Annotated in this window: 1 protein-coding gene; it reads right to left on the reverse strand. The window is 68.8% G+C overall.

The genetic code is table 11. The features are described from left to right. Position 1: 1 nt before the first annotated feature. Positions 2–15,673, reverse strand: a complete 15,672-nt coding sequence (locus tag IB257_RS08180) for a hemagglutinin repeat-containing protein (protein ID WP_192492132.1) — start codon at positions 15,671–15,673, stop codon at positions 2–4. Positions 15,674–15,686 lie beyond the last annotated feature (13 nt).

Raw genomic sequence — 15,686 nt, forward strand, 5'->3', positions numbered from 1 at the left:
CTTAATCCACCCTGGTAATTCTTACCGTAACACCTTTGCCCTGACCATACTCAATAGCTCTATTAATTTGATCCCACTGAGCACTCGTCGTAGCTTTCGGAACTGCCACCTGCAATTCACGCCTAGTAATTTGACTAGAGGATACTGTTACGTCCTTCAAACTGTACTCAGCAAACCCTGCAGCGCTATCAATATTTCCTTTTAGCGATGAATAAATCTGACTTGGATTGGCTATTTTAGCCGCAGTGGTCGTATCAAGTGTTTTTGCACTGGTCGCAATACCGGTCGTTCTATCAAAAAAGTCAAACGTCTTGAAATTCGGTGGTAGTCGAGAGCCAGCTGGCAGTTGCGTCCCAAGGTAATCCTCCCAAGGTAATCCTTGACCTTGGATACCCTTACCCCACTCAATCCCAGTGGTAGCACGATCTACCACCCCGCCAGTTGCTTTTGCAGCAACAGCAATTTCGGCCACGCCAGGTTTAATTAAGCCACGAATTGCGGATCCCACCCCGCTCAGCGCCCCGCCACCACTGTCGATCGCCAGCCCTTCAGCAACACCAGCAGCGATGGTGTAATGCCACGTACCGTCCCGAGGATCGGGCGTAGCTTGAATCATAGGGGAATCAGCCGGCACAGCAAACGGTACGCCACGCTGATCGAAGAACACGACATTGCCGCTCGCCGTTGCTAGCTGGATTGCAGCACGGCACAGGGAGTATTCACCGTTTGCGCAAGCGCTTGCCAACTCTTTGTCGCGTTGTGCTGACATGCCGCTCAGTTCTCGCGCCCGATTGCAGCTATCTGGATTTTCCGAACTGCAAGAAGCGACCGCCGCGTCGAATTGGCGTTGTTCGGACGCCCTGAACCCCTCATTTTTTTGTCCAAGATAGTTGTTCTCGGTCTCGATCTGGGCGGCTAAAGTCGCAACCGCACTGTCTCCACCCAAGGCTGCTGCAAGGCCCCCGACGAGGCTGGCGACCAAGTTAACTCGTGCTTCCTTTTGCTCAGCCGTCAGCTCCTTAGCCTCCGGGCCAGAGAGACCCTGGATAATGTTGTTGAGTACGACACTCGCAGCAGCCCCAGCCGCAGCAGTACCACAACTGCTTCCTTGACCAACGGCCCCAGCGCAACCCACCAACCCTTGTAATGCCGTCCGGGCCGTCTCGCTGTCCAACGCATCCGCAATCTGCTTCACTTTGCCCGCGCCCAATGCTTGCAGATAGTTCGCCGCAACAGACTGCACCACCTCGCTAGCCGCCCCAGTCACATTGCCACTCACGGCACCCATGATCGCGGTCAGCCAACGACGGCTCTCACCGCCAGGCAGCCACTCCTTGGCGTCCGCATAGGCTTGCTCAAGCTGTTTCCGGCGCGGACCTTCGGGCTCGTTATCCAGCGCATCTTTCAGCGCCTTCGCCTCCTTCGCCCGATTCGTCAAAAACTGCCCCACCTGCTGCTGGGCTTCCGACGCAATCTCAAACCCCGCCTCGATCTTCTCCTTGTCAAAAATCGGCTTCAGCGCATTCAAGGTATCCGAGGTATCCCGATTCAACGCCGCGATCGTCTCCGCCGCCGTCATCCCGCTCAGATCCTGCTGCGCAGCCTCATCGCGGATCACGACCGTGCCGCCGCTGATGGCGCTTTGCGTGGTCGAGTTGCCGCTGCCCTTGGCGGCCACGACGATGGGCGTGCTCATGCCGAAGCCGTTGCTGCCGGTGGCGATGGACGTGGCATGGTCCTTGCTGGCGCCGCCTGCCACCTGGCCGTCCTTGGTGGTCCCCAATCCGGAATCCGCCCCCTTGGACGCGCCGAAGCCGAAGCCCCCGCCTATCGAGACCTGGCCGCCGCTGTACTTGGCGCTGTTCTTGATGCTCTCCGTGATCAGCGTGCCGGTGTCGAGTTTGTTCAGCCCTTCCGCCACCGCACGGTCGCTGCTGGCGATGACGCTGCCGATCAATGTGGTGTTGTTCTTGACATCGATCTGGAAGCCGCCGTCGCCTGCCCGCAAGCCCGTCTGCTCCATGACGGACTTGAAGTCGCTATTCATCTTGCCGGTGCTGGCGTTGGCCCAGGCGTTGCTGGCTCCGGCGCAGAACGGCGGGATGCACAGGCTCAGCCCGAAGCCGGCGCTCTTGTTCTTGGAGTCGTACTTACTGCTGTCCTGCAGGCTTTCCAGCAGCAGGTTGCCGCCGACGGACGCGATGATGCGATCCGCCTCCCCCGTCGCGCCCTTGAGCGTGGTATCCCCGCCCGACTGGATCGCCAGCACGTTGCCTGCCGTGACGTGGCTGTTGGTCCAGCTTTCGTCCTTGCCGTTGGCCGAACCCCGGCCAACCGAGGCGCCCAGCTCCAGCGTGAAGCCGTTGCGCTCGCCGCCGGTCGAGAAGCCGATGCCGATGCTGCCGCTGCTGCTCTTGCTGTCGGTCTTCTGTTCGAAGGCGTTGCGCGCGGCCTGCAGCACGACGTCGCCTTCGGCCTTGAGCACCACATTGTTGCCTGCCGACACGTTCGAGCCCGTGACGGTAATGTCGGAGTCTTTACCCGCGCCTTGCGCAACAATGGTCAGATCCTTGCCCGCGGTAACGGTCGAGCCGTAGGCGCTGGACGAGCTGCGATCGGTGGTGCTGGTGCTCTTGCTCGTGCCCAGGCTGAGCTTGATGCTGATACCGCCCACTTGGTCGATCTTGTTGCTTGAACCGGGCTCGGCCAGCTCCGCCGCTTGGGCGGCCAGGGCGGACTTGCGGACGGCGTCGTAGGCATTGACGCCCGCGACGCCGGTGGTTACGCCTGCCAGGCCCTTCATGACGGTGTTGTCCGTCTTGCCCGCCGCGTCGGCCATACGGACGCCGGTCTGCACGGCGCTGACCAAGGGGTTGCTGGCAGTGAGCGTCAGCCCGGTCTGCTTGATCTCATGGAACTCCTTCTCGCGCGTGGTATCGAGCGCCGCGGCGATGTTCACCTCCTTGCCGATCAGCGTCATGTCGCCCTGGCGCGCCAGGAGGTTGCTGCCCGTGATGTTCAGCGCTTCACCGGCCTTGATCAGCACATCGCCTTCGACGCTGCCCACCGTGCTGGCGGTGTTGAAGACTTTCTTGCCGTCGATCCAGTCGGTCTGCTTGCTGCTGCCGTAACTGATGCCTCCCATCGCGCCGAAGCCGGACTTCTTGACCATCTTGTAGTTGTAGCTGTCCTCGGCGTTCTGGCCCGGCAGGATGTTCACGTCGCGTTCAGCGGACATGACCAGGTCCTTCTGCGCGCCGACATTCGACCCCACCACATTCAAATCCCGCCCCGCCATCAGCACCGCCGTGTCGCCGGTAAAGGTCGCCCCCTTGGCCTGTTCCCAGTCGCTGGAGGTGATGGTGTGCGTGGTCTTGGACGACAGGAAGCTCTTGGTCTTGTAGCGGACCTCGTCGTAGGCCGAGCCGGTTTCCACGCCAGCGACCAGATTGATGTCGCGTCCCGCGCCCACCGCCAGCTGCTTGCCGGCGGTGACTTCGGCCGCACGCGCGTTGACGTCCTGTCCCGCGACCAGCGTGAGGTTGCCGCCCGCCGCGATGGTCGAGCCGACTTCGGAGCTGGTGCTCAGGTCGTGGCGATTGTTCTTGTTCAAGACCAGCGTTTCGCCATGGCTCTCCGTAAGCGTTTCCAGCGCGATATCGCGCCCGGCCTGCAGGCGTGCATCGTCCTTGACCGAGACTTGCGCCGCAGTCAGGGTGATATCGCGTCCGGCCTGCATGTTGAGGTTGTCGGCATCGACGCGGGCCACGCCGCTGACGTGCGTGCCCCAGGTGCTGCCGAAGTTCTCGGAGGCCGAGGTGGACGTCAGGGCGATGTCTCGTCCCGCCTTCAGGGCGACGTTGTCGCCCTTGATCAGCGACACCAGGTTGGTCAGGTCCTCGCGCGCGGCGAGGTCGACGGTGGCGCCCTGGATCAGGCCGCCGCCCTGGTTGACGATGTTGCCGGCGGTCATGACGGTGGCTTCGCGCGCGCCGATGGTGCCGCTGTTGACGATGTCGCCTTCGGCCTCCAGCTTGACGTTGCGGCCGGCCATGAGCGTGCCGTCGCCCTTCAGGTCGCCTTCGCGCACCAGCAGGTAGACCTGCGGGACCAGCACGGTCTCGGTGGTGCCGTCGGGCAGCGTGACAGTCTGTTCGACCAGCCAGACCAGGTCGGTGGTCAGTTGGCGCTGCTGCGCCTCGGTCAGCGCGACGCCGAGCTGGACGCCGTTGTCACGGGCGAATTGGGCGCCGGCGGCAAGCAGGGCCTTGTACTGGCTGTCGTTGTCGCTGTACTTGTCGAGGAAGCGTTGGCCAGTGGTGGCCAGGATCTGGTCGGACACGAGCTTCTGTTCATAGAAACCGTCGCCCAGGCGCTTGGGCTGGCCCGAGGGCGTCAGGAACTTGGCGCCCGCGGGCACCAGGGAATCCCAGCTGCCCAGGCGCGCGCCAGACAGGTTCTGGCCGTCGGCCGCGGCGGTGGCGCCGCTGGCGGACAGAGAACCGCCCGTGCCGAGCGTGGCGCCGGCGGGTCCCGATGCGCCCTGCGCGTCCAGGCGCTGGCCGTCCAGGCCGCTGCTGGCGCCGACGGTGGCGCCGGCTTGGCCCGCATGCGAGACCGAACCCGCGCCGACGCCCGCGTTGACGGGTCCGGAGCCGCCTTGGCCGTCCATACGCTGCCCTTCAAGGCCGCTGCTGGCGCCCACGGACGTGCCGCCTTGCCCCGGGGTCGAGACCGAGCCTGCGCCCACGCCGGCATTGACCGTGCCGGCCGTGCCGGGCTGGTCGTTGCGTTGGCCTGCCAGGCCGCCGCCCGAGCCGGCGCCGTTGCCGATGGTGGTGCCGGGCAGCGCGCCCGGCTGGCTCAGCAGGTCCAGCAGGTAGTCGCTGGAGACGGTCGGACGCTGGCCGACGAAGCGCGGATCGGTCGCGACGACGTAGGGCGCATCCGGCCTGCCGTTGACGGTGTAAAGCTGGCTGTCCGGAATGCCGGCAGGATTGGAGACGGTGCGCACCACCGTGCCGCCGGGCAGGCCGACGCTGGCGACAAGCACCGGCCCGGGCGCGGCGCCGCCATTGCTGGCGCCGGGCTTGGAGCCGTTGAGCTGGACAGCGACGTTGCCGCCGGACGTGCCGACTGGCAGTTCGATGGGCTGGCCGGCCAGGGTGGCGTTGTAAGCGCTGGAATACTCCTTGCGGTCGCGCGAACGCGCCTGGGTTTCCGTCATGGTCCCGGTCCGCGTGATGGTGCGCACGCCGCCCGCGCCGATGTTGTTGATGGCAGGGCCCGCCACTGTGAGCGCGCCGCCCGCGGCGATCTGGCTCTTATCGTTGGTGACGTCGCCGGTGAGCGTCATGGACCCGCCCGACAGGATTTTGCCGGGATCGGAGGACAGGGTGCGGGTCTCGGTGACGGTCTCCTGCACCCGGTAGTACACGAACGTGCCGACCAGGCGACTATTGAAGTCGGCGTTGAATTCCCGGATGCGCGCATCCAGCACCATGTGCGGCGCCTTGTACGCAGCATAGGCTTCTTCGTAGGCCTGGCGACGCGCTTTCTCGGCGTCGCAGGTGGCGCGGTTGTAGCAGGCCCGCTCAGGCTCCGTCCAGACCGGCATGGGGCCGGACGGCGGCGTCACGCCGAAGACGGACCAGATGCGCTCCTGGGCGCCGTACCGGAATTTTTCCGGAACGTCCGAGCAGGTCGCACCCGCATCGCCGCCGGGACCGTCACACACCATGGTGACCGGCGTGTAGGTAGGAGTGATGGGCGAAGTCGTGCCGCCCTTGCCTTTCAGACTAGGCGCGTAATCAAACGGCGGCCCATAACGCGACGCCGGATACTTGGTCGACGGCAGCAGGAACATGCGTTCCGGATCATCGTCCAGCCACGCCGGATCCTTGCTGCACATAGGCGTCACTTCGTCGCACAGCCAATTGGTCTCGGCGTCGTACATGTCGGTGGTGCCGGCCGGGGTGAAGTACACCTTGGACGTGCTGGACACCTGCACTGTTTCGTTGGTGTAGCGGTCGTTCTGGTTGCGGATGGACGCGGCCGAGATGTTGGCATTGCCGGCCGCTTCAATGGTCGCGGAGGCGTTCAGGAGCGAGCCGGCCTGGCCGATGGCACGGCCGGCGGCATCCAGCGCGCCGCCGATGCGCAGGTCGGCGCCCGCGTAGATCAGCGCGTGGTCGCGGTTGATGAGCGATCCCACGCCCAGGTCCATGTTCCCGCGCGACGCAATGACGGCGCCGCCGCCTGCGCCCGCGCCGTTGACCAGCGTGCCAGCCTGGATCGACACGGCATCGCCGTAGATGCGGCCGGTGTTGTCGACGCGGCCCGCGGTGATGCGAGTCGAACCGCCGTCGATGAGGCCGGCGTTGGTCAGGCCCTGCGTCACCGTGATGCGGTTCTGGCCGGCGGCCAGCAATTGGCCGGAGGCCTGGTTGTTCAGCGAATCCGCCGTGATGCTCAGGTCGCGGCCGGCGCTGATCTTGGCGCGGTTGTCCATCGCGCCGCCGACCGACAGATTGAGATCGCGGCCGCTGGAGATGTCGCCCTCCTGGTTCAGCGGACCGGCATAGGCGAACGACAGGTCACCCGCGGATTGCAGCACCCCCAGCCCTTGCAGCGCCTGCGCGATGACGGTCAGGCTCTTGCCCGCCTGCAGCGTGCCTTGGGTGTTCTTGAGCGTGTCCGCGACGATGCGCGCGTTGCCTTGGGAAGCGACGGCGCCGCCCGTGTTGTCCAGTTCCTTGGTGGTGAGGCCCAGGTCCTCGATCGCCTCGATGGAGCCTCCCTGGTTGTTGACGCGGTCGGCCACGATGGAGACGACCTTGCCCAGAACGCCCTTGGGCGGCGTGCCGGCCGCGTTCAGCGTGCCGCTGTTGTCCAGGCTGGCGGCCTTCAAGGTCAGCACGTTGTCGGCCTGGATCAGGCCGCCGCGGTTGTCCACCGCGCCCGTGGCGGTGATGGTCAGGTCGCGCGCGGCCAGCGTGCCGTCGCGGTTGACGATGCTTGCGGCTTCGATGCGCGCATCGCCTGCGGCGGCGATCACCCCGCCGGTGTTGTTCAAGGCGCCGCCCAGTTTGATCGCGGCATCGCCCGTGGACGTCAGTTTGCCGCCCTGGTTGTAGAGATTGGCGGCGGCGATATCCAGAGCGCCGCCCTGCACGACCGCGTTGCGGCTGTCGACATCGCCCGGCGTGGCCAGCGTGACCTTGCCGATGGCGGACAGCTTGCCGCCCGCCAGGTTCAAGCTGCCCGCTGACAGGCTCAGATCGCGGCCCGCGAGGCTGGTGCCGCCATGAACGATGGAGCCCCCGGTCAATCTGATGCTGCCCGGCTGGCTGAGCGAGCCGTCGGCGCCCACGCCGGCCACGAAGCGGCCGGCGTTGGAAAGCTGGCCCAAGGCGGTGGCGATGAGATCGCCGCCGGCCAGCACCGAACCGGTGTTGTCCAGCGTGGATCCCGCCCACAGCTTGGCATTCGTACCCGCGGACGCGATGCCCGCGTTGAGCAGCGCGCCGCCCGCGCTAAGGTCCAGCGCCGCGCCGGACTGCAAGCGGCCGTCCGCCAGGATGGTGAGTTTGCCGCCGGCGCTGGCGACCAGGTCGCCGGCCTGCGTGGCGGCGATGCCGCCCAGCGTCGCGTCGGTGCCGGCCCGCAAGGTCATGCCTTGTTCCGCGGCGGCCGAGCCGAGCGCGGTAAGCGCGCCCCCCGCCTGCGCGGTCAGCGCGCCCCCTGCCTGCAAGCGCGACGCCGCGCCTAATGCGATATCGCCGCGCTGCGCGGTGAGCGACAAGTTGCCTTGCAAGGCGGCCACCGTGCCATCGACCGAGATCTTGTCGCCCGCTGTCAAGGCCTGCGAGCCACCGGCCAGCATGCGCCCGGCCGCCTGCAGCGCGCCTTGCGCGGTGGCGTTCAACGTGCGGCCGGCCTGCGTCAGCCCGGCCGCACCGACGGTCACGTCGCGGCCCGTCAGCGTCAGATTGGCATCGGTGGCGGCAGTGCCGTCCACTCGCGCGTCGCGAGCGGCAGCCAGCAGCATGTCGCCCACCGAACTCAGGGCGCCCGTTGCGTACAGGTCACGATCCGCGCGGGCAGTCAGCGTGCCAGCGGCTTGCAGTTGGCCGTTCTGTTTGACGACGAGATCGCGTCCCGCCGTGATCGAGGCATTGCCCGCCGCGCGTTCGCCCAGGGCGGCAGCAAGGCCGCCCAACAGGACGTCTCCAGTTGCGGCGAGCGTCAGGCCGCCGCCCGCGGCAATGACGCCGTCTGACTCCAGGTTGCCGCCCGCGCGCGCGCTCAGGCCGTCGAAGGCCTGCATCCTGCCGCCCGCGCCGACGAGCAGGTTCGCGCCTGCGTCAGCGGTCAGGCCGCCTTCCAGCGCGGTGGCGATGCCGTCGATGCGGATGTCGCGCTGCGCGCCCAGGACGATGGGGGAACCGGCGGTCGCCGTGCCCGTGATGAAGAGGTCGCGGCCCGCCTGCGCCTGCAAGACGCCGCCCGCGGCGCCCGCGCCCGTGGCGGTGCCCGCCGTGCCTGCGATGCGCAAGTCCTGGCCCGCGCCCAGCAGCAGCTTGCTGCTGCCCTGGGCCAGGCCGGCCTGGCCGATGCTCAGGTTCCCGGCCGCGTCCGCGCGCAGCGTGCCGTTGGCGACGGTCTTGCCGTTCAGCTCGGCGTCCGCGCCTGCCTTCAGCGTGATGTCCTGCTCGCCCGAAATCGTGCCGTTTGCCAGCAGCTTGCCGCCGGCCTGTGCTTGCAGCAGTCCGCCTGCTTGCAGCGCGCTTGAGGCGCCCAGCGTCATGGCGCCGCCGCTGTCCACCTTGAGCGCGCCCGCATCGGCCAGGACCGTGCCGTCCACCGCCAGATCCTTGTCGATCCGCAGCGTCGCCGCTTGCCCGGCCACCAGCGTGCCCGCCAAGGCGGCGCTGTCGGCTTGCACATCGACCGAGCCATCGGCCTGCAGGCGCGCGTTCGCGCCGGTGGCCAGCGCGCCGCCGGCCTGTAGCGCCAGATTGCCGGCCGCCAGGTTCTGGCCGTCGAGGCTGATGTTGCCAACCGACTCCAGGATCAGATCGGCCAGCGAGGAAATCGTACCTGCCGCCGTCAGCGAACCGCCCGCCCGCGCTTGCAGCGCGCCGCCGGACAGCGCCCGGCTGCCGGCCGTCAAGACCAGGTCTTCACCCGCTTTCAGATTCAGGGCGCCGTTGGCGGATGCCGCCGTGCCGGACATATCCAGTCGCCCCCCGGCGTCCAGGCTTGCCCCCTTGTCGCCACGCACGACGCCGGCCATCTCCAGATTGCCCGCAGCCGCGATCCGCGCCTGGTCCGCGGCGTCCAGTTGCGCCGCCGCGCCGATGCGCAGATTGCCCCCTGCGCCGAGATCCAGCGCGCCGTCGGCGCCCAGCTTGCCGTCCACGCGCGCATCGCGCACCGCCTGGAGTTCCGCGTCCGCGGTGGACACCAGAACGCCGCCCAGCGCCAGGTCGCGCCCGGCGTCAGCCTGCACGCCCTTGCCTTGCAGTTGGCTACCCGCGCCCAGCAGCAGGTCATTGCCGCTCTTGAGCTGCAGCGCCCCGCCATAGGCGAGCGCATTGCCGTCCACGCGCAGGTCGCGCGACGCGTCCAGCGACATGCCGCCTTCGGCCAGCGCCGTGCCGGCGAGGTTCAGATCCTGCCCGGCCGCAAGCGTCATCGATGCGTCGGATTGCAGGTGCGAGCCGCCCGCCGCCGTCAGCGTCTGGCCCGCCTTCAGGTCCAGGCCGCGTGCCGCGTAGACCTGTCCCGCCACTGCCGCGTTGCGCGCGGCCTGTAGCGTCAGGGCGTCCAGCGAACTGAGCGCGCCCGCCACGCGGAGATCGCCCAGCGTCGTGACGTTGACCGCGCCCTTGGCCGCGACCCGCGCCAGCTCGCCCATCGACAGGTCGCCGCCGGCGTTCAAGCTCAGGCCGCCGGCGCTGGCGGCAAGCGTCCCGTCCACGGACAGCTTGCCCGCGGCATCGATGTTCATGTCGCCGTTGCCGCGCCAGACGCCGGCCAGCGTCATGTCCTGGCCGGCCTGGGCGCGCGACGCGCCTTCGGCGTCCCATTGCGCCGTCTTGCCCATGGCAAGGTCACGCACTGCAATCAGCGACGTGTTGCCGGTGGCTGCAGCCTTGCTATCGATGCGCGCATCGCGTCCCGCGCTCAAGAGGATGTCGCCACGCGCGGCCATCACGCCGCCCGCCAGCAGATCGCCCATGGCGCGCGCCTCCACGCCCACGCCCTGCGTGCGGCTGGCGTCGCCCAAGCGGAGGTCCTTGCCCGCGTTCATGGCCAGTTGGCCGCCGTAGGCCAGCGCCGCGCCGTCCACCTTTACGTCGCGCCCGGCATCCAGCGTCAGGCCCTTGTTGGTTTCCGCCTCTCCGGCGAGCACCAGATCCTGGCCCGCGCGCAAGGTCATGGCGCCTTCCGATTGCAGGCGCGCATCCGCGCCGGCCTGCAACCGTCCTATCGCCTCCAGCAGCAGCGGGCCGCCGGCCAGCAGCTTGCCCGTGACCGTTGCATCGGTTCCTGCTTGCGCCGTCAAACCGGCTAGCGAGGACACTGTGCCCGCCACGTTCAGCGCGCCCTTCGCGACCATGGACAAAGGACCACCGGATTGAGCGCTGCCGCCGACCGTCATGTCGCCGTCCGAGGCCAAGGTCAATGCGCCCGAAGCCGCGCCGGCCGTGCCGCTGAGGTCCAGCGCGCCTCCCGCCCGCAGTTCCGTGCCCTGGTTGCTGAGCAGGCTGCCCGACAACGCCACGTCGCCGCCGGCTTGCAGGCTTGCAGCGCCCGTCGTTTGCAGTTCGCCCGTAATCTTCGCCGACTCCTGCGCGCGCAGCGTCAGGTCGCCGTCGGCGCCGAGCTTGGCGCCGAACACCGCGTCGCGGCCCGCCGTGAGGGCGGCCGATCCCGCGGCCACCATTTCGCCGGCGGTGCTGAGGTCACGCCCGGCTTGGGCCGTGACGCCCTTGCCCTGCGTCTTGCTGGCCGCGCCCAGCAGCAGATCGCTGCCGGCGTTCACGGACAAGCCGCCGCCGTAGGCCAGCGCGCTGCCGTCCACGCGCAACTCGCGTGTTGCGTCGATTGCGATGCCGCCATCACTCAGGGCAGCGCCCGCGAGGCTGGCGTCCTGGCCCGCGCTCAGCGTCATGTTCTTGGACGATTGCAGTTGCGCGGCCTGTCCCGTGCGCAGGTCCTTGCCTGCCCGCAGCGACAAGGCGTCGCCGGACAGCAGCTTGCCGTCCACCGTAGCGCCGTCCACCGATACGAAAGTCAACGCGCCCTGGCCGGCCAGTTCGCCCGCGACCGACAACGCGCCGCCGCTCTCGCCGCGCAGCGCGCCGCCCGCCAGCGCCTTGCCGGCGCTGCCCACCGTCAGGTCGCCGCCGGCGAGCAGCTCGATTGCGCCCGATACCGCGGAAGTCGTACCGTCCAAGCGCAGCGCACCGGCTGCCTCGATGCGGTTGCCCAAGTTGCTGCGCACGGCACCCGCCAGCATCGCATCCTGCCCCGCCTTGAGTTGCGCCTTGCCTTCCGCGTCCAGTTGCGCGGCTTGGGCGATGGCCAGATTGCGCCCGCCATCCAGCTTCAGGTCGCCTGCGGACACGGTCTTGCCGCCGAGGCTGGCATCGCGGCCCGCGACCAGTGCGATATCGCCGCGCGAAGCCATGGTTCCCTCTGCCAGCAGATCGCCGCCGGCGCGCGCGGCTACGCCCTCGCCCTGCGTGCGGCTGGCGTCGCCCAAGCGCAGATCATTGCCAGCGTCCATCGACAGTTGGCCGCCGTAGGCCAATGCCGCACCATCCACGCGCATCTCGCGCGCGGCGTCCAACGTCAGACTCTTGTTGGCTTCCGCCTCGCCTGCCAGGACCAGATCCTGGCCCGCGCGCAACTGCATGGCGTCTTCCGATTGCAAGCGCGCATCCGCGCCTGCCACCAACCGGCCCAGCGTTTCCAGCAGCAGCGGACCGCCGGCCAGCAGCTTGCCATTGACCGTCGCGTCGCCGGCGGCCCGAGCCGTCAAACCGGACAGCGAGGACACCGTGCCCGCCACGTTCAGCGCGCCCTTCGCGACCATGGACAAGGGACCGCCGGATTGGGCGCTGCCGCCCACCGTCATGTCGCCGTCCGAGGCCAGGGTCAATGCGCCCTGCGCTGCACCCGCCGTGCCGCTGACGCCCAGCGCGCCCCCAGCACGCAGTTCCGTGCCCTGGTTGCTGAGCACGCCGCCCGACAACGTCATGTCGCCGCCGGCTTGCAGGCTGGCCACGCCGGTCGCTTCCAGCTGGCCCGTGACTTGCGCCGTGTCTTGCGCACGCAGTGTTATGCCGCCGTCGGCGCTGAGCCTGGAACCGATGACCGCGTCCCGGCCCGCGGTGAGCGTCACGGAACCCGGCGCCACCATCTCGCCGCCAGCGCCCAAGTCGCGCCCCGCCAGAGCGGTGATGCCTTTGCCCTGGGTCTTGCTGATGTCGCCCAGCCACAGATCGCGACCGGCGCTCATCGACAGGCCGCCGCCGTAGGCCAGCGCGCTGCCGTCCACGCGCAGCTCCCGTGTTGCGTTGATCGCGATGCCGCCATCGCTCAAGGCAGCGCCCGCAAGGCTGGCGTCCTGGCCCGCGCTCAACGTCATGTACTTGGACGATTGCAGTTGCGCCGCCTGGCTTGTGCGCAGGTCCGTGCCCGCGCGCAGCGACAGGGCGTCGCCGGACAGCAGCTTGCCGTTCACCGTAGCGCCGCCCACCGATACGAAAGTCAACGCGCCCTGGCCGGCCAGTTCGCCGTCCACGCGCAACGCGCCGCCGCTTGCGCCGCTGAGCGCGCCGCCCGCGTATGCCTTGCCCTGCGCGCCCACGGACAGATCGCCGCCCGCGAGCAAATCGATGGCGCCCGCGACCGAGGAGGTTTCTCCGTCCAGCCGCAGCTTGCCAGCGGCGTCGATGCGTATGCCCTGATTGGTGCGCACAGCGCCAGCCAGCGTGGCGTCCTGCCCAGCCTGGATTTGCGCCGAGCGTTCCGCCTCCAGCTGCGCGCCCTGCGCAATGGCCAGGTTGCGTCCTCCCGCCAGCGTCACATCGTTGGTGGCGACCGTCTTGCCGCCGAGCTGCGCATCGCGCCCCGCGGTCAACGCGATATCGCCGCGCGCGGCCATCGCGCCGTCCGACTGCAGGTCACCGCCCGCGCGCGCCGACACGCCCTCGCCCTGCGTGCGGCTGGCATTGGTCAAACGCAGATCCTGGCCCGCATCCATCGACAGGACGCCGCCATAAGCCAGCGCCGCGCCGTCCACGCGCAGGTCGCGGCCCGCGCCCAGTGTCAGGCCGGCATTGGTTTCCGCCACGCCGGCCAGAAGCATGCTCTGGCCAGCACGCAGCTGCATGGCGCCGTCCGATTGCAGACGCGAGTCCGCGCCCGCCGCCATCTGGCCTATCGCTTCCAGCAGCAGCGGACCGCCAGCCAGCAGCTTGCCGTCGACCGCGGCATCGCGCGCGGCCTGGGCCGTCAATCCGGCCAGCGAGGAGACCGTACCCGCCACGTTCAGCGCGCCCTGCGTGCTCAACCTGACCGGGCCGCCTGCCTGCGCGCTGCCGCTGACCGACAGGTCGCCGCCGGAAGCCAGCGTCAGTTCACCCGCTGCCGCGCCCACCGCGCCGCTGATGGCGAGCGGGCCCGCCGCGCGCATGTCCACGCCCTGATTGCCGCTCAGGCTACCCGCAAGCGAAATGCCTGCTCCGGACTGCAGCCGCGCGCGGCCCAGCGCTTCCACCTGTCCGGTGACGGCCGTGGCGCCTTGCGCGTTCAGGTCCAGATCGCCGCGCGCCAACACCCGGGCGTCCACCGCGGCTTCGCGTCCGGCCTTCAGTTCAGCTGCCGTCTCCGACACCAGTTCGCCATCGGCTCGCAGATCGCGCGCCGCATCGATTCCCACACGCTTGCCCTGCGCCTTGCTGGCCGCGCCCATGCGCAGATCGCCGCCGCTCTTCAGATCCAGCGCACCTCCATAAGCCAGCGCGCTGCCGTCCAGGCGCAGGTCGCGCGTGGATTCGACCAGCATCGCGCCATCGGTCAGGGCCGCGCCGGCCAGCGAGACGCCCGAACCCGCGCGTATCGTCATGCCGCCTGCCGACTGCAGCTGCGCGCCGGCCTCCGACACCGCGTCCGCGCCCGCCTGCGCCTGCAACACGCCGGACGCATAAACCTGGCGCGACAACAGCATGTCGCGTCCCGCCTGCAGCGTGACGCCTTCCTTCGCGGAAACCACGCCACCCGCCGTGGAAACGCCGCCGCTCGGCTCGCCCGGCGCGGCCGGGTCGGGAGTCTTGCCGGGCTCGCCGCCGGTGGCCGATCCAGATCCAGTTCCCGATCCGGCGCCGGAGCCCGAACCATTGTCGGTTCCCGCCCCCCCGCCGGTCCCGCCACCCGTGTTCCCGCCTTGCCCCGGCTGCGGCGCGACCGCCTGGCCCGCTACCTTCAGATTGCGTCCGGCTTGCGCACGCAAGTCCTGATCCGAAGTCAGCAAGCCTCCCGACAAGGAGAGATCCTTGCCCGCCGCCACGCGCAAGACGCCTTGCGTGCGCAGGCTGCCCTGCGCGCCGACAGCCACATCGCCGCCAGCATCGAGCGTCAAGGCGCCACCGGCGCCGACCGCGCCCTGCACGGAAACGTCGCGCGTAGCCGCAAGCGCGGCAGTCCCGCCGGCCTGTGCCGCGCCTTGGACAGACAGATCGCCGCCGCTGTCCACGCGCAGATTGCCGGCCGCCTGCGCGGTGCCGCGCGGCGCAATACGGACGTCGCCCGCCGCCGTGACCTGCAGGTCGCCGGTCAGCGCCACCAGGTTGCCGCCGATGTTCACGCCCACGCCGGCCTCGGTGCCGATCAGGCGCACGCTATTGGCATACATGCCGCCCAGCGCCGCGGTATCCAGCGCCACCTCCGGCGCCGCGCCTTCGCCCGCCTGGGCGGACACGGCTCCCGTGGCATAGTCGACGCGCGCCGCGCCTGCGGTCACGTTGAGCTTGTCGGCCCACACGTCCGCGTTGATCTCCAGCGTGCGCGCCAGCAGGTCCACCTGGCTGAGGTTGGCGCCGTTCAAGCCGGCGCCTTCGACGCGGATCTTGCCCGAAGCAATATCGAAGCCGATGCTGCCGTCCGGTCCGACCTGGGGCTTGCCCGTGGTCAAGGTGGCGCGGTCCGCATTCAGAAAGCCGCAGCCGTTGCAGGTAATGCCCGCCGGGTTGGCGACGATCACATTGGCGCGGTTGCCGGCCACTTCCAAGGTGCCCAGCAGTTGCGACGGGTTGGGCGCGGTGACCTGGTTGAGAATGGTGCTGGCGCGCTGATTGCCCAGCATGGGGTTGCCGCCGACCTGCCCCGCCAGTTGGGTCTGGCTGGCGCCGCCGCTGTTGTTGAGCACCGCGCCGGACGGGCCGACGTTGAACTGCGTGTAGCGGTTGTTGGACACGCCGCCCGCCGACGGCGGCGCGATGTTGATGACCGGCACGCCGTTGCTGACGCCGACGGAGGGCTTCGCTCCCGCCACGCTCTTGTCCACCGAAATCGGCAAGGTCTGCGCCAATACTGGCGACCAGACCTGGGTGAAGACGACGGACCAGACTATCAGGGAGCGAAGCTTGGACATCATGCGTATCCGGTTG

The sequence above is a fragment of the Achromobacter sp. ACM03 genome (assembly GCF_014851665.1).
Taxonomy (GTDB): Bacteria; Pseudomonadota; Gammaproteobacteria; order Burkholderiales; family Burkholderiaceae_B; genus Achromobacter; species Achromobacter aegrifaciens.